Origin of the sequence: Pseudomonas sp. 8 R 14, assembly GCF_900005955.1 — a bacterium.
Classification (GTDB): domain Bacteria; phylum Pseudomonadota; class Gammaproteobacteria; order Pseudomonadales; family Pseudomonadaceae; genus Aquipseudomonas; species Aquipseudomonas marginalis.
The window spans coordinates 287869-304046 of sequence record NZ_CVTH01000077.1; the positions used below are offsets into that span (position 1 = coordinate 287869).

Below are 16178 nucleotides of genomic sequence, written 5' to 3' on the forward strand. Positions count from 1 at the left end.
GGGTACCTGGAGACCCGGGCGGGCCTCCAGGGTGGAGCGGGTTACTCCACCGTCACCGACTTCGCCAGGTTACGCGGCTGGTCAACGTCGGTGCCTTTGAGCACGGCGACGTAGTACGACAGCAGTTGCAGCGGGATGGTGTAGAGGATCGGCGACAGGGTGTCGTGGATGTGCGGCATGTTGATGACGTGGGTGCCTTCGCCGTTGGTCATGCCGGCTTTTTCGTCGGCGAACACGATCAGTTGGCCGCCACGGGCGCGGACTTCCTGCAGGTTGGACTTGAGCTTCTCCAGCAGTTCGTTGTTCGGCGCTACGGTGACCACCGGCATGTCGTCGTCCACCAGGGCCAACGGGCCGTGTTTGAGCTCACCGGCCGGGTAGGCTTCGGCGTGGATGTACGAAATTTCCTTGAGCTTCAGCGAGCCTTCCATCGCCACCGGGTACTGCGCGCCACGGCCGAGGAACAGAGTGTGGTTCTTGTCGGCGAACAGCTCGGCGACTTTTTCCACGGTGCTGTCCATGGCCAAGGCTTCGCCCAGGCGGGTCGGCAGGCGGCGCAGTTCTTCCACCAGGGTGGCTTCGACGCCAGCAGCCAAGGTGCCGCGAACCTGGCCCAGGGACAGGGTCAGCAGCAACAGGCCAACCAACTGGGTGGTGAACGCTTTGGTGGAGGCCACACCGATTTCGCGACCGGCCTGGGTCAGCAGGGTCAGGTCGGACTCACGCACCAGGGAGCTGATGCTGACGTTGCAGATCGCCAGGCTGGCGAGGAAACCCAGTTCCTTGGCATTGCGCAGCGCGGCCAGGGTGTCGGCGGTTTCGCCGGACTGGGAGATGGTCACGAACAGGGTATCGGGCTGCACCACCACCTTGCGGTAGCGGAACTCACTGGCGACTTCGACCTGGCACGGGATGCCGGCCAGTTCTTCCAGCCAGTAACGGGCAACCATACCGGCGTGGTAGCTGGTGCCACAGGCCACGATCTGCACATTGCGCACTTTGGCGAACAGCTCGGCGGCCTGGGGGCCGAAGGCGTTGACCAGCACTTGCTTGTCGCCAAGGCGGCCTTCCAGGGTGCGTTGCACCACGGATGGCTGTTCGTGGATTTCCTTGAGCATGAAGTGGCGGAACTCGCCTTTGTCGGCGGCCTCGGCACCGTCGCGATATTGCACGGCTTCGCGTTCGACGGAATTACCGTTCACGTCCCAGATCGCCACGCTTTCACGGCGAATGTCAGCAATATCGCCCTCCTCCAGGTACATGAAGCGGTCGGTCACCTGGCGCAGGGCCAGTTGGTCGGAGGCGAGGAAGTTCTCACCCAGGCCCAGGCCGATCACCAGCGGGCTGCCACTGCGGGCGGCGACCACACGGTCCGGTTGGCTGGCGCTGACCACGGCCAGACCATAGGCGCCGTGCAGTTCCTTGACCGTGGCCTTGAGGGCGGCGGTCAGGTCGCTGTGGTCCTTGAGCTTGTGGTTGAGCAGGTGGGCGATGACTTCGGTGTCGGTGTCCGAGGTGAACACGTAGCCCATGCTCTTGAGCTGTTCGCGCAGCACTTCGTGGTTTTCGATGATGCCGTTGTGCACCACCGCCAAGTCACCGGAGAAGTGCGGGTGGGCATTACGCTCGCACGGTGCGCCGTGGGTAGCCCAGCGGGTGTGGGCAATCCCCAGGCGACCTACCAGCGGCTCGCCGGCCAACGCCTGCTCCAACTCGCTGACCTTGCCTGGGCGGCGCATGCGCTCAAGCTTGCCCGCGTTGGTGAAGACGGCCACGCCCGCGCTGTCGTAGCCGCGGTATTCCAGGCGCTTGAGGCCTTCAAGCAGGATGGCCGTTACGTTACGTTCGGCGACTGCGCCAACAATTCCACACATGGTGCTTCTCCTAGATGATTGCCGCGCATATCAGCGTAATGCCGCGGGCTTGGATCTGGTCGCGGGCCTCAAGCGGCAGGCGATCATCGGTAATAAGGGTATGGACGCTGCTCCAGGGCAGTTCCAGGTTGGGAATCTTGCGGCCGATCTTGTCGGATTCGACCATCACCACCACTTCACGGGCGACCTCGGCCATCACACGGCTCAGGCCCAGTAATTCGTTGAAGGTGGTGGTGCCACGCTGCAGATCGATACCGTCGGCGCCGATGAACAGTTGATCAAAGTCGTAGGAACGCAACACCTGCTCGGCGACCTGGCCCTGGAACGAGTCCGAATGCGGGTCCCAGGTGCCGCCGGTCATCAACAGCACCGGTTCGTGTTCCAGTTCGCTCAAGGCGCTGGCCACGTGCAGGGAGTTGGTCATGACCACCAGGCCGGGCTGGTGGCCCAGTTCCGGGATCATGGCGGCGGTGGTGCTGCCGCTGTCGATGATGATGCGGGCGTGTTCACGCAAACGCATCACCGCAGCACGGGCGATCGCACGTTTGTAGGCCGAGACCGGTTGGGCGGGGTCGCCGACCAGTTCCTGAGGCATGGTGATCGCGCCACCATAACGACGCAGCAACAGGCCGTTACTTTCGAGCGCGGCCAAGTCCTTGCGGATAGTGACTTCCGAGGTTTCGAAACGCTTGGCCAGTTCGTCCACGCTGACTTCGCCCTGTTCGTTGAGCAAGGTCAGGATGTTGTGGCGTCGTTGGGGTGTATTTCGTTTCGACATGGCGATGATAAGTTTCGTTTCGAAAGATAACGAAGGCAATCAAAACCTATTGAGAAGATATCGTCAAGCGTCGGAAACAGATTTTTCAAGCAACGCACGACAAATGTGGGAAGGGGCTTGCCCCCGATTGCAGGAGATCAGTCGACTAAAACATTGACTGAAAATCCGCCATCGGGGGCAAGCCCCTCCCACATTTGGATAGCGCTGCTGATGAGGCTGTGGATAACTCAGGTCTTTTTGATTTTGACCGGGCGTTTCCAGCCATCGATGTTACGTTGGCGTGCACGGGCCACGGCCAGTTGGGACTTATCCACATCCTGGTTGATGGTTGAGCCCGCGGCAGTGTTCGAACCATCGCCGATCGTTACAGGTGCAATCAGCGAATTATTCGAGCCGATGAATACGTCCTCGCCAATGGTGGTCTGGTACTTGTTGGCACCGTCGTAGTTGCAGGTGATCGCGCCAGCGCCGATGTTGCTGCGCGCACCGATCACCGCATCCCCCAGGTAAGCCAGGTGACCGGCCTTGGCGTCGTCGCCCATTTGCGCGTTTTTCAGTTCGACGAAATTGCCGACGTGCGCCCTGGCGCCCATCACAGTGCCCGGACGCAACCGCGCAAACGGACCGGCATCGCTGCCCTCGCCCATTACGGCGCCGTCGATATGGCTGTTGGCCTTGATCACCACGCCCTTGCGCAGGGTGCTGTCCTTGATCACGCAGTTCGGGCCAATGACCACGTCGTCTTCGATGATCACGCGGCCTTCAAGGATCACGTTGATGTCGATCAGCACATCGCGGCCCACGGTGACCTCACCGCGGACGTCAAAACGCGCAGGGTCGCGCAGGGTCACGCCCTGGGCCATCAGGCGGCGGCCTTCACGCAGTTGGTAGTGACGCTCGAGCTCTGCAAGCTGCTTGCGATCATTGGCGCCCTGCACTTCCATGGGGTCGTGGGGCTGTTCGGTGGCGACCAGCAGGCCATCACTCACGGCCATCTCGATCACGTCGGTGAGGTAGTACTCGCCCTGGGCGTTGTTGTTGGACAGGCGGCTCATCCAGTCGGCGAGCTTATTGGCAGGCACCGCAAGGATGCCGGTGTTGCCTTCGGTGATAGCCCGCTGGGCTTCACTGGCGTCCTTGTGCTCGACGATCGCCGCGACCTTGCCGTCGGCACCGCGCACGATGCGCCCGTAACCGGTGGGGTCATCCAGCTCAACGGTGAGCAGGCCCATCTGGCCGGGCGCCACATGCTTGAGCAGGCGTTGCAGGGTTTCCACTTCGATCAGCGGCACGTCACCGTAGAGGATCAGCACGGTGTCAGCGGTAATGAACGGCACAGCTTGCGCGGTGGCGTGGCCGGTGCCCAGTTGTTTGTCCTGTAATACGAAATTCAGGTCATCCGCCGCCAGGCGCTCGCGCACCACATCAGCACCGTGGCCGATCACCACGTGGATACGTTGTGGGTCCAATTGACGAGCGCTGTGGATAACATGCCCAAGCATGGAATTGCCCGCGACCGGGTGCAGCACCTTGGGCAAGGCCGAACGCATGCGGGTGCCCTGGCCTGCGGCGAGAATGACGATTTCAAGAGACATGAATGGCTACCAATCCTGGGCGGTCCGGCTTCAGACCAAAGATGTGTTTTGCTAAAAAAGAAAAAGGGTAGCCGAGGCTACCCTTTTTAATCAATCGCGCATAAGCGTCACGGCTTCGCCGCTTACTTCTTGCGGATCTGCTGGAGCGTGCGCAGCTGAGCTGCAGCCTCGGCCAGACGTACAGCAGCAGCACTGTAGTCGAAGTCCGCACCCTTTTCGTTCAGGGCCTTCTCGGCAGCCTTGACGGCTTCCTGAGCGGAGGCTTCATCCAGGTCGCCAGCACGTTGCACGGTGTCGGCAAGTACCTTGACCATGTTCGGCTGAACCTCAAGGAAACCACCGGAGATGTAAAACACCTCCTTTTCCCCGCCTTGCTTGGTCAGAGTGATCGGACCTGGCTTCAAGCTGGTGATCAATGGCGCGTGGCCCATGGCAATACCCAGGTCACCGAGTTCGCCGTGTGCAATCACCATTTCTACCAGACCGGAGAAGATTTCCCCTTCCGCGCTGACGATATCGCAATGGACTGTCATAGCCATCTGATTGCCTCAACCTGATGAGCGCCCGTTTCCGGGCGCCTGGATTACAGTTTCTTGGCTTTCTCGATCGCTTCTTCGATGCCGCCGACCATGTAGAACGCTTGTTCTGGCAGGTGGTCGTAGTCACCGTTGAGGATGCCTTTGAAGCCAGCAATGGTGTCTTTCAGGGAAACGTATTTACCCGAAGCACCGGTGAAGACTTCAGCCACGAAGAACGGCTGCGACAAGAAGCGCTGGATCTTACGAGCACGGTTTACCAACTGCTTGTCGGCTTCCGACAGCTCGTCCATACCCAGGATCGCAATGATGTCCTTCAGTTCTTTGTAACGCTGCAGCACGTACTGAACGCCGCGAGCGGTGTCGTAGTGCTCCTGGCCGATCACGTTCGGGTCCAGCTGGCGCGAAGTCGAGTCGAGTGGATCGACCGCTGGGTAGATACCCAGGGAAGCGATGTCACGGGACAGAACGACGGTGGCGTCCAAGTGGGCGAAGGTGGTCGCAGGCGATGGGTCGGTCAAGTCATCCGCAGGTACGTATACCGCTTGGATCGAAGTGATCGAACCTTCCTTGGTCGAAGTGATACGTTCCTGCAGAACGCCCATCTCTTCAGCCAGGGTCGGCTGGTAACCTACTGCGGAAGGCATACGGCCCAGCAGTGCGGATACTTCAGTACCGGCCAGGGTGTAACGGTAGATGTTGTCGACGAACAGCAGAACGTCGTTACCTTCGTCACGGAACTTCTCGGCCATGGTCAGGCCAGTCAGTGCCACGCGCAGACGGTTTCCCGGCGGCTCGTTCATCTGACCGTAGACCAGTGCCACTTTGTCCAGAACGTTGGAGTCCTTCATCTCGTGGTAGAAGTCGTTACCCTCACGAGTACGCTCACCCACACCGGCGAACACGGAATAACCGCTGTGCTCGATGGCGATGTTACGGATCAGTTCCATCATGTTTACGGTCTTGCCTACACCGGCACCACCGAACAGACCGACTTTACCGCCCTTGGCGAACGGGCAAACCAGGTCGATAACCTTGATGCCGGTTTCCAGCAGGTCGTTGCCGCCAGCTTGTTCCGCGAACGAAGGTGCTGGACGGTGAATGCCCCAGCGCTCTTCAGTGTCGATCGGGCCAGCTTCGTCAATCGGGTTGCCCAGTACGTCCATGATCCGGCCCAGGGTCGCTTTACCGACCGGTACGGAGATGGCAGCGCCGGAGTCGATAACGTCCAGACCGCGCTTCAAGCCTTCGGTGGAACCCATCGCAATGGTACGAACTACGCCGTCGCCCAGCTGCTGCTGAACTTCCAGAGTAGTTTCCGCGCCTTGTACTTTCAGCGCGTTGTAGATGCTCGGTACGCTGTCGCGTGGAAATTCCACGTCGATAACGGCGCCGATGATTTGAACGATACGTCCGCTACTCATAGCTGGATCCTCTGAATATTTGAACCGTTAAACCGCGGCAGCGCCGCCGACGATTTCCGAGATCTCTTGGGTGATCGCAGCCTGACGCGCCTTGTTGTAGATCAGCTGCAAATCGCTGATCAGATCACCGGCGTTATCGGTAGCGTTTTTCATCGCGATCATCCGCGCCGCTTGTTCAGCTGCGTTGTTCTCGACCACCGCCTGGTACACCTGCGACTCCACGTAGCGCACCATCAAGCCGTCAAGCAGCTCTTTGGCGTCTGGTTCGTAGAGGTAGTCCCAGTGGTGCTTGAGTTCCTGATCCGGAGTCGCCACCAGTGGAATCAATTGCTCCACGGTTGGCTGCTGGGTCATGGTGTTGATGAACTTGTTGGATACCACGGAGAGGCGGTCAATCCGGCCTTCCAGGTACGCATCCAGCATCACCTTCACACTGCCGATCAAATCATTGATCGACGGCTCTTCACCCAGGTGGCTGATAGCTGCAACGACGTTACCGCCGAAGTTGCGGAAAAAGGCCGCACCCTTGCTACCAACAACACACAGATCGATCTCGACGCCGTTTTCGCGGTTTACCGCCATGTCCTTGACCAGGGCCTTGAACAGGTTGGTATTCAAACCACCGCACAAACCACGGTCACTGCTCACTACCACATAACCCACACGCTTGACGGCGCGTTCGATCATGAAAGGGTGGCGGTATTCCGGGTTGGCGTTGGCCAGATGCCCAATTACCTGGCGGATACGCTCCGCATAAGGACGGCTAGCAGCCATGCGCATTTGTGCCTTGCGCATTTTGCTGACCGCCACTTTTTCCATGGCGCTGGTAATTTTTTGCGTGCTTTTGATGCTCGCAATCTTACTGCGAATCTCTTTTGCGCCTGCCATGTAACACCTATCAGGTTAGCAAGCGGGAGCCTTGCGGCTCCCGCTGCGGCTTACCAGGTTTGGGTGGCCTTGAACTTCTCGATACCGGCTTTCATGCCAGCGTCGATATCGTCATTGAAGTCACCCTTCACGTTGATCTTCGCCATCAATTCGGCGTGATCGCGGTTGAAGTAAGCAATCAGCGCTTGTTCAAAGCTGCCGACCTTGGCGATTTCAACGTCGGTCAGGAACCCACGCTCAGCGGCATACAGCGACAACGCCATGTCAGCGATCGACATTGGGGCGTATTGCTTCTGCTTCATCAGCTCGGTAACGCGCTGACCATGCTCAAGTTGCTTACGGGTCGCTTCGTCCAGGTCAGAAGCGAACTGGGCGAATGCGGCCAGTTCACGGTACTGAGCCAGAGCGGTACGGATACCACCGGAGAGCTTCTTGATGATCTTGGTCTGAGCGGCACCACCCACACGGGATACCGAAACACCGGCGTTCACTGCAGGGCGGATGCCCGAGTTGAACATGGCCGATTCCAGGAAGATCTGACCGTCGGTGATGGAAATCACGTTGGTCGGAACGAACGCGGAAACGTCGCCAGCCTGGGTTTCGATGATCGGCAGTGCGGTCAGGGAACCGGTTTTGCCGGTCACTGCGCCGTTGGTGAACTTCTCTACGTACTCTTCCGAAACGCGGGATGCGCGCTCCAGCAGACGGGAGTGGAGATAGAACACGTCGCCTGGGTAGGCTTCACGGCCTGGTGGACGACGCAGCAGCAGGGAAATCTGGCGGTAAGCCACTGCTTGCTTGGACAGATCGTCATAAACGATCAGCGCGTCTTCACCGCGGTCGCGGAAGAATTCACCCATGGTGCAACCGGAGTACGGTGCCAGGAATTGCAGCGCAGGAGATTCCGAAGCACTGGCAGCCACGATGATCGTGTTGGCCAGGGCGCCGTTTTCTTCCAGCTTGCGAACGACGTTGGCGATGGTCGATTGCTTCTGACCGATCGCTACGTAGACGCAGAAAATGCCGCTGTTCTTCTGGTTGATGATCGCGTCGATCGCCAGAGCGGTTTTACCGATCTGACGGTCACCGATGATCAGCTCACGCTGGCCACGGCCGACTGGGATCATGGCATCGACAGCCTTGTAGCCAGTCTGTACAGGCTGGTCTACCGACTTACGCCAGATCACGCCTGGAGCAACTTTCTCGACCGCGTCGGTCTCGGTGTTGCCCAGTGGACCTTTACCGTCAACAGGGTTACCCAGTGCGTCGACTACGCGACCCAGCAATTCCTTACCAACCGGAACCTCCAGGATGCGGCCAGTGCACTTGGCGCTCATGCCTTCAGCCAGACTGGTGTACGCGCCCAATACAACGGCACCTACGGAGTCTTGCTCCAGGTTGAGGGCCATACCGTAGACGCCGCCCGGAAACTCGATCATCTCGCCGTACATAACGTCGGCCAGACCGTGAATCCGCACGATGCCGTCAGATACGCTGACGACAGTGCCTTCGTTACGGGCTTGGGAGGTCACATCGAGCTTGTCGATGCGGCCCTTGATAATTTCACTTATTTCGGAAGGATTGAGTTGCTGCATTGCTCTGCTGCCCCTTCAAACTCAAGATTTCAATGCTTCGGCAAGATTCGCGAGTTTGCCGCGAATCGAGCCATCGATAACCAGGTCGCCGGCGCGAATGACAACACCCCCAATAAGGGATGGGTCTTCCGCAACTTGCAGGCGCACTTCCCGGTCGAGTCGTGCACTGAGAACCTTGGCGAGTTTGTCTTGCTGTTCTTGGTTCAATGCAAAAGCACTGGTCACTTCAACGTCTATCGATTTCTCTTGCTCGGCCTTGTACAGGTCGAACAGAGCGGCAATCTCCGGCAAAAGCAGGAGACGGTCGTTTTCGGCGATGACATTGATGAAGTTCTGCACTTTCACATCAAACTTGTCGCCGCACACTTCAATAAAAGTGGCGGCCTTGTCTGCGCTCGTCAGTCGCGGGGCCTTGAGCACGCGCTGCATGGTGCCGTCTTGCGACACTGCTGCAGCCAGGCCGAGCATGGCTGACCAAGAGGCCAGCTGCTGGTGGGCCTGGGCGTGCTCGAAGGCTGCCTTAGCGTAAGGTCGGGCCAACGTGGTCAATTCTGCCATGATCGCCCTCGCTTAAATTTCAGCAGCCAGTTTGTTAACCAGCTCCGCGTGCGCGTTTTGATCGATTGTGGCACCCAGGATCTTCTCAGCACCGCCGACGGCCAGAGCACCCAGTTGGGCACGCAGCGCATCTTTGACACCGTTCAGTTCCTGCTCGATCTCGGCTTGAGCCTGAACCTTCACACGGTCAGCGTCGATACGGGCTTTTTCAACAGCCTCTTCAACAATCTGGTTACCGCGTTTCTTGGCTTGCTCAATGATTTCGGCTGCTTGAGCTTTCGCTTCGCGCAGTTGCTGACCCGCTTTATCTTGGGCCAACTCCAGGTCGCGAGCTGCTCGTGCGGCAGCGTCCAGTCCATCCGCGATCTTCTTTTGACGTTCGTGCAAAGCCGCGATGACCGGAGGCCATACGAACTTCATGCAGAAAACGACAAAAATCAAGAACGCTAAGGACTGACCAATAATGGTTGCATTAATGTTCACGCCAATACCTCGCTCATTCGTTGCACAACACACCAATCACTCGAAAAACGAGTGATTAACCGGCGAGTTGACCAACGAAGGGGTTCGCGAAGGTGAAGAACAGAGCGATACCAACGCCGATCATGGTCACGGCGTCGAGCAGGCCGGCAACGATGAACATTTTAACTTGCAGCATTGGAACCATTTCTGGCTGACGCGCTGCGCCTTCCAGGAACTTGCCGCCCAGCAGGCCGAAACCAATGGCAGTACCCAGGGCGCCCAGGCCGATCAACAGTGCAACAGCGATAGCGGTTAGACCAACTACAGTTTCCATCTTTCCTCCCGACTTTTACGTCGTATGGTTTAGGTTTTTTAGATTTTAAAGCGGTAAAACAAATCGTTTCATAGCCCTGGTGGGCCACCTTCCCGTTTCACCGGGAAGGACATCAGACTAGTCGAGACTGGCCTTAATGGTTCTCTTCGTGCGCCATCGACAGGTAGACGATGGTCAGCATCATGAAGATGAAGGCCTGCAGGGTGATGATCAGGATGTGGAACACAGCCCACGCCCACTGCAGAACAATGCCCAGGCCGCTAAGCCAGAGCAGGCCGCTGCCGAACATCACAGCGATCAGAATGAACACCAGCTCGCCGGCATACATGTTGCCGAACAGTCGCAGGGCCAGGGAGATCGGCTTGGCGATCAGGGTGACGAATTCCAGCAGGAAGTTCACCGGGATCAGCAGGGCTTGAACGAAGATGTTCTTGCTGCCGAACGGGTGCAGGGTCAGTTCGCCGATGAAGCCGCCGATGCCCTTGATCTTGATGCTGTAGAAAATGATCAACGCAAATACCGACAGGGCCATGCCCAGGGTAGCGTTCGGGTCAGTGGTCGATACGGCACGGAATGGAATGTGCGGGTCGCCGGAAATCGCCATGGCCAACTGAGGGATCCAGTCAACCGGGATCAGGTCGACGGCGTTCATCAGGAACACCCAGACGAAGATGGTCAGTGCCAACGGTGCAATCACCGGGCTACGGCCATGGAAGCTGTCTTTCACGCTGCCATCGACGAATTCGACCAGTACTTCAACGAAGTTCTGCAAAGCACCTGGCTGACCGGAAGTCGCCTTCTTTGCCGCCATGCGGAAAATCAGGACGAAGATCAGACCCAAAGCGACCGACCAGCCCAGAGTATCCAGGTGGAAAGCCCAGAAGCCCATTTCTTTGGCTTCTGCTGCGGAGTGGGCAAAGCCCCAGCCGCCGTTGGGAAGCTGACCGAAGGTCAGGTTCTGCAAGTGGTGCTGGATATAGCCCGAAGCGGTTGTTTCTGCCATGGTTGCCTCAAACGCCCTAAGGTTTCGAAAGTCTTGTTTTCATCAGCAGGGGAGCGAACCAGCTGACCAGTTGGGTCAACACGAAGACGCCGAATACAGCCAGCGGCGCCAATGGCTTCACACCTGCAAAGGTCAGTGCAAACAGCACTGCCGTCAAAATCAGTTTCCCCGCCTCGCCGGCATAAAAAGACCGGACGATAGCCTGGGCTGCTCGGGCGCCGGAAAACCGAAAGGCCCTGTGAGCAAAATACATATTGGGCAGCAAGGCTATCAGGCCTCCGCAAAGTCCTGAATATCCGGCTACGACTCCATGCCAGTACCAAAGCGCCAATGCGGCGATCAGCAAGATGACAAATTGAGCCAATAAAACCGGAAAAACAGCCAAGCGATGGAAGGGCAACGTGTTTGGCGTGCGGGTTTCCATCACTCTTGCTCCTCAATAGTCGGCTGCCGGAAATCAATAACTTGGCATAATTTGTGCCGACAAAATGCGCGCAGAGTATAGGGGCGGTTCTGCCCCTATTCAACTGCCGGGTAGTGATTTCCGATCACGCGCTACATAAGCAAATGTTTCAGCGGATGTGGGCAAGGACGCCCTGAAGCTCATCAAGGGAGTTATATCCGATGACCAATTGCCCTTTGCCTTTCTTGCCGTGGCGAATTTGTACCGCAGAGCCCAGGCGCTCGGCCAGGCGCTGCTCGAGACGCGCGATATCCGGATCAGGTTTGGCCGTTTCGACCGGTGCAGGTTTGCCGCTGAGCCACTGGCGAACCAGGGCCTCGGTCTGACGAACGGTGAGCCCTCGTGCGACAACGTGTCGCGCCCCTTCAACCTGTTGATTTTCCGGCAAACCGAGCAAAGCACGGGCGTGGCCCATCTCGAGGTCGCCATGGGACAACATGGTCTTGATGACTTCCGGCAGCGCGATCAGGCGCAGCAAGTTGGACACGGTGACACGGGATTTACCCACGGCCTCGGCGACCTGTTGCTGGGTCAGCTGGAATTCCTGCTGCAAACGCTGCAAGGCGATCGCTTCCTCGATCGGATTGAGGTCTTCACGCTGGATATTCTCGATCAACGCCATGGCAATGGCGGTTTCATCCGTTACATCGCGCACCATCGCCGGGATGGTGTCCTTGCCTGCCTGCTGGCTGGCGCGCCAGCGGCGTTCACCGGCAATGATTTCAAAGCGGCCGCCGCCGATCGGGCGCACCACAATCGGCTGCATCACGCCCTGGGCCTTGATCGAATTGGCCAGTTCCTCCAGCGCCTGGGGGTCCATGTCCCGGCGTGGCTGGTATTTGCCGCGCTGGATCAGGTCCAGGGGCAGGTGCTGCAGCTCGCGTTCGTCAGCCTGCACCGCTTGTTCTTCAAGCGATGTGACGGTCGGACCACTCAGCAGTGCATCCAGTCCACGTCCGAGACCTCGTTTCTTGACGGCCATGGGGATTCCTTAAGTTGGCTGGGCTGCAGCGGTGCGTGAGTTGCGGCGTTGACGACGAACCATCTCGCCGGCCAATGCCAGGTAGGCAATGGCACCACGGGATGATTTGTCGTACGCCAGCGCGGGCATGCCATAGCTTGGCGCTTCGGCCAGGCGGATGTTGCGTGGAATCACGGTGTCGTACAGCTGGTCGCCAAAGTGTTCCTTGAGCTGCGCCGACACATCGTTCATCAGGCTCAGGCGCGGATCGAACATGGTCCGCAGCAGGCCTTCGATCTGCAGGTTCGGGTTGAGCAGCTCGGCGATACGCTTGATGTTATCCACAAGGTCGCTCAACCCTTCCAGCGCGTAGTACTCGCACTGCATGGGGATAATCACCCCATCGGCAGCCACCAATGCGTTAAGCGTGAGCATCGACAGCGACGGTGGGCAGTCGATCAAAATGTAGTCGTAATTCTCGCGGATCGGTGCCAACGCGCTGCGCAGACGGCTTTCCTTCATCTGCATTTCCAGCAGCACCACTTCCGCCGCAGTCAAATCGCGGTTGGCCGGCAGCAGTTGATAACCGCCATGCTCGGAGTAGTGCATGGCCTGGGCCAGGTCGCACTCGCCAATCAGCAAGTCGTAGACCGAGTTTTCCAAGCCGTGTTTATCCACACCGCTACCCATGGTGGCGTTGCCCTGTGGATCGAGATCGATCAACAGCACCCGGCGCTTGGTGGCGACCAGGGATGCTGCGAGGTTGATGCAGGTGGTGGTTTTGCCCACGCCACCTTTCTGGTTCGCTATCGCGAATACCTTAGCCATTCTTGCTTGTGTTCCCAATCATGCCGTGCGGCGCAGTATCAGCAGATGGCGTTGGCCTTGGCAACCGGGTACGGCCAAGGCATGTTCGCTATCGAGGTGGAAGTCTGCCGGCAATGCTAACAGCTCATCGCTTGGATGGACGCCCTTCATTGCCAGCCAGCGGGTGTCGCGGTCGCCCAGGTGACGGGTCCAGTTGCTGAAGTTCTCCATGCTGCTGAACGCCCGGGAAACAATTCCGTTGAACGGCAGTTCAGGCGTGAAGGCTTCGACGCGACTGTGGATAACTTGCAGGTTATCCAGCTTGAGTTCGAGCTTGACCTGGGTCAGGAAGCGGGTTTTCTTGCCGTTGCTGTCCAGGCAGGTCACTTGCGATTCAGGAAACAGGATAGCCAGTGGGATGCCAGGCATACCGCCACCACTGCCGACATCGAGCCAACGACCGTTTTCGATAAACGGCATCACGCTCAGACTGTCGAGCAAGTGACGGGAAACCATTTCGTCGGGATCACGCACAGCCGTCAGGTTGTAAGCCTTGTTCCATTTGATCAACAGGGCCAGGTAACCCAGCAGCAAATCGTGCTGGGCCTCGGTCAAGTCCACGCCCAATTGGCGCGCACCTGTGGATAACTCTTCGGCGTGTTGCGAGGTGACCAACGAACTCAAGCGCTTTGCTCCAACTGACGGCCCGCGCCGCGTTTTTTCAAATGAATCATCAACAGCGAAATAGCTGCAGGGGTGACGCCCGGGATACGTGAAGCCTGGCCGAGGGTCTCGGGGCGAGTTATCCCCAGCTTGCTTTGGATTTCTTTCGACAATCCGGAAATACCGGTGTAGTCGATATCCACAGGCAGCCTGGTGTCTTCACTGGCGCGCAGACGAGCGATCTCGTCCTGCTGGCGGTCAATGTAACCGGCGTACTTGGTCTTGATTTCGACCTGCTCGGCAACCTGTGGATCATCGGCGCCGCCGCCGGTCACTTCGACCAGACCGGCGTAGTCGATTTCCGGACGGGACAGCAGGTTCAGCAGGTTGTATTCATGAGTCAGCGGCGTGCCGAATTTTTCCGCAATCGCGTCGCCCTGCTCGGTCCCGGGGCGAACCCAGGTACTTTTCAGGCGCTGCTCTTCAAGCTCGATGCTTTCGCGTTTTTTGCAGAAGGCCGCCCAGCGCGCATCGTCGACCAGCCCCAGTTCACGGCCTTTTTCGGTCAAGCGCAGGTCGGCGTTGTCTTCCCGCAGGATCAGGCGGTATTCCGCTCGGGAAGTGAACATCCGATACGGTTCCTGGGTTCCCAGGGTAATCAGGTCGTCGACCAACACGCCGATATACGCTTCATCGCGACGCGGGCACCAGCTGTCTTTGCCTTGTGCACGCAATGCGGCGTTGGTCCCGGCCAGCAAACCCTGGGCGCCGGCTTCTTCGTAGCCGGTGGTGCCGTTGATTTGCCCAGCGAAGAACAGACCGCCGATAACCTTGGTTTCCAGGCTGTACTTCAAATCACGCGGGTCGAAGTAGTCGTATTCGATGGCGTAGCCCGGACGCACGATGTGTGCGTTTTCCATGCCGCGAATCGATTGCACGATCTGGATTTGCACATCGAACGGCAGGGAAGTGGAAATCCCGTTCGGGTACAGCTCATGGGTAGTCAGGCCTTCGGGCTCGATGAACACCTGATGGCTTTCCTTGTCGGCAAAGCGGTGGATCTTGTCTTCGATCGACGGGCAGTAACGTGGGCCAATACCTTCGATCACCCCGGAGTACATCGGCGAACGGTCGAGGTTCGCGGCAATGATTTCGTGAGTGCGCGCATTGGTATGGGTAATCCAGCAGCTCACCTGTTTGGGGTGTTGCTCCTTGGAACCCATGAACGACATTACCGGAATCGGTGTATCGCCAGCTTGTTCAGTCATCACCGAGAAATCCACGGAACGCCCGTCGATACGCGGTGGGGTCCCGGTTTTCAGGCGACCCACGCGCAGCGGCAATTCGCGCAGGCGTTTTGCCAGGGCAATCGACGGCGGATCACCGGCGCGGCCACCCGAATAGTTCTGCATGCCGATGTGGATAAGTCCGCCGAGGAACGTACCGGTGGTCAACACCACGGATTCTGCGAAGAAACGCAGGCCCATTTGGGTGACAACACCGCGAACCACGTCCTGTTCGACGATCAAGTCATCGGCGGCTTGTTGAAATATCCACAAGTTGGGCTGGTTTTCCAGGGTTTCGCGGACCGCGGCTTTGTACAGGATGCGGTCTGCCTGGGCCCGAGTGGCACGCACGGCCGGGCCTTTGCGGCTGTTGAGCACGCGAAATTGAATACCACCCTTGTCGGTAGCCTCGGCCATCACGCCACCAAGGGCGTCGATTTCCTTGACCAGGTGGCTTTTGCCGATCCCACCAATGGCGGGGTTGCAACTCATGGCGCCGAGGGTTTCCACGTTATGCGTCAGCAACAGGGTTTTTACGCCCATGCGTGCTGACGCCAGTGCTGCCTCGGTACCGGCATGACCGCCGCCGATGACGATCACTTCAAAACGGGAAGGGAAATCCACCACGCACCTCGTGCCTGCTTATGTAGGTAATCAGGAATTGTTTGTTGAAAGGGTTTTGGAGCTTTGGCGGCAAGTATAGGGACTTCGCCCTTCCTAAAGAACCCTTTGCACAAAATTTAACCAGCTGTGGATGAATCACAGACAATAGAAATTAAAAGAGAGAAATTTATTAAATCTTTGTTTTTATGTTTATTTCTACTGGGCACCGTTTCTGTGGATAGATCTCTACAGGCCTTTATTTACAATGTGTACAGCGATTCAAAAGTCTGTGGTCATGTGCCAATGAGGCCCTTGGATAAGTGCCTTAAGCCTGTGGATTAAACAGGT

The 16178-nt window shown here is 58.2% G+C and carries 16 protein-coding genes; all 16 read right to left on the reverse strand.

Annotated features, from left to right (window positions below; all coding sequences use genetic code 11):
- Positions 1 to 41: 41 nt before the first annotated feature.
- Positions 42 to 1874: a glutamine--fructose-6-phosphate transaminase (isomerizing) gene (gene glmS, locus BFQ01_RS21450; RefSeq protein WP_065926800.1), complete on the reverse strand. Its 1833-nt coding sequence runs from the start codon at positions 1872 to 1874 to the stop codon at positions 42 to 44.
- Between the two features lie 10 nt (positions 1875 to 1884).
- The gene (locus tag BFQ01_RS21455) at positions 1885 to 2652 is read right to left on the reverse strand and encodes a DeoR/GlpR family DNA-binding transcription regulator (protein ID WP_027608178.1); all 768 of its coding nucleotides are present in this window, start codon (positions 2650 to 2652) and stop codon (positions 1885 to 1887) included.
- A 227-nt stretch (positions 2653 to 2879) separates the two neighbouring features.
- On the reverse strand, positions 2880 to 4247 hold the full coding sequence (gene glmU, locus BFQ01_RS21460; RefSeq protein ID WP_065926801.1) for a bifunctional UDP-N-acetylglucosamine diphosphorylase/glucosamine-1-phosphate N-acetyltransferase GlmU: 1368 nt from the start codon (positions 4245 to 4247) through the stop codon (positions 2880 to 2882).
- A 122-nt stretch (positions 4248 to 4369) separates the two neighbouring features.
- Positions 4370 to 4786: a F0F1 ATP synthase subunit epsilon gene (locus tag BFQ01_RS21465; RefSeq protein ID WP_003177061.1), complete on the reverse strand. Its 417-nt coding sequence runs from the start codon at positions 4784 to 4786 to the stop codon at positions 4370 to 4372.
- Between the two features lie 44 nt (positions 4787 to 4830).
- Positions 4831 to 6207: a F0F1 ATP synthase subunit beta gene (atpD, locus tag BFQ01_RS21470; protein ID WP_003177062.1), complete on the reverse strand. Its 1377-nt coding sequence runs from the start codon at positions 6205 to 6207 to the stop codon at positions 4831 to 4833.
- 27 nt (positions 6208 to 6234) lie between these two features.
- Positions 6235 to 7095, reverse strand: coding sequence for a F0F1 ATP synthase subunit gamma (gene atpG, locus BFQ01_RS21475; RefSeq protein WP_003195829.1), 861 nt, complete (start codon positions 7093 to 7095; stop codon positions 6235 to 6237).
- Positions 7096 to 7145: 50 nt separating this feature from the next.
- On the reverse strand, positions 7146 to 8690 hold the full coding sequence (gene atpA / locus BFQ01_RS21480) for a F0F1 ATP synthase subunit alpha (protein WP_003177064.1): 1545 nt from the start codon (positions 8688 to 8690) through the stop codon (positions 7146 to 7148).
- A gap of 21 nt (positions 8691 to 8711) precedes the next feature.
- Positions 8712 to 9248, reverse strand: a complete 537-nt coding sequence (locus BFQ01_RS21485) for a F0F1 ATP synthase subunit delta (RefSeq protein ID WP_065926802.1) — start codon at positions 9246 to 9248, stop codon at positions 8712 to 8714.
- A 12-nt stretch (positions 9249 to 9260) separates the two neighbouring features.
- Entirely contained in the window at positions 9261 to 9731 is a 471-nt protein-coding gene (locus BFQ01_RS21490) for a F0F1 ATP synthase subunit B (RefSeq protein ID WP_008439543.1), read from the reverse strand.
- A gap of 55 nt (positions 9732 to 9786) precedes the next feature.
- On the reverse strand, positions 9787 to 10044 hold the full coding sequence (atpE, locus tag BFQ01_RS31805) for a F0F1 ATP synthase subunit C (protein WP_002555987.1): 258 nt from the start codon (positions 10042 to 10044) through the stop codon (positions 9787 to 9789).
- A 133-nt stretch (positions 10045 to 10177) separates the two neighbouring features.
- Positions 10178 to 11047, reverse strand: a complete 870-nt coding sequence (gene atpB / locus BFQ01_RS21500; RefSeq protein ID WP_017736231.1) for a F0F1 ATP synthase subunit A — start codon at positions 11045 to 11047, stop codon at positions 10178 to 10180.
- Positions 11048 to 11063: 16 nt separating this feature from the next.
- Positions 11064 to 11471, reverse strand: a complete 408-nt coding sequence (locus BFQ01_RS21505; RefSeq protein WP_010565865.1) for a F0F1 ATP synthase subunit I — start codon at positions 11469 to 11471, stop codon at positions 11064 to 11066.
- A 148-nt stretch (positions 11472 to 11619) separates the two neighbouring features.
- On the reverse strand, positions 11620 to 12492 hold the full coding sequence (locus BFQ01_RS21510) for a ParB/RepB/Spo0J family partition protein (RefSeq protein ID WP_027608174.1): 873 nt from the start codon (positions 12490 to 12492) through the stop codon (positions 11620 to 11622).
- 9 nt (positions 12493 to 12501) lie between these two features.
- Positions 12502 to 13299 carry a ParA family protein gene (locus BFQ01_RS21515; RefSeq protein WP_016978715.1) on the reverse strand — a complete coding sequence of 266 codons (798 nt, stop codon included), beginning with the start codon at positions 13297 to 13299 and terminating at the stop codon, positions 12502 to 12504.
- Positions 13300 to 13317: 18 nt separating this feature from the next.
- Positions 13318 to 13962: a 16S rRNA (guanine(527)-N(7))-methyltransferase RsmG gene (gene rsmG, locus BFQ01_RS21520; RefSeq protein WP_065926803.1), complete on the reverse strand. Its 645-nt coding sequence runs from the start codon at positions 13960 to 13962 to the stop codon at positions 13318 to 13320.
- The gene (mnmG, locus tag BFQ01_RS21525; RefSeq protein WP_027608172.1) at positions 13959 to 15851 is read right to left on the reverse strand and encodes a tRNA uridine-5-carboxymethylaminomethyl(34) synthesis enzyme MnmG; all 1893 of its coding nucleotides are present in this window, start codon (positions 15849 to 15851) and stop codon (positions 13959 to 13961) included. Before mnmG ends, rsmG begins: the two co-directional genes overlap by 4 nt.
- Positions 15852 to 16178 lie beyond the last annotated feature (327 nt).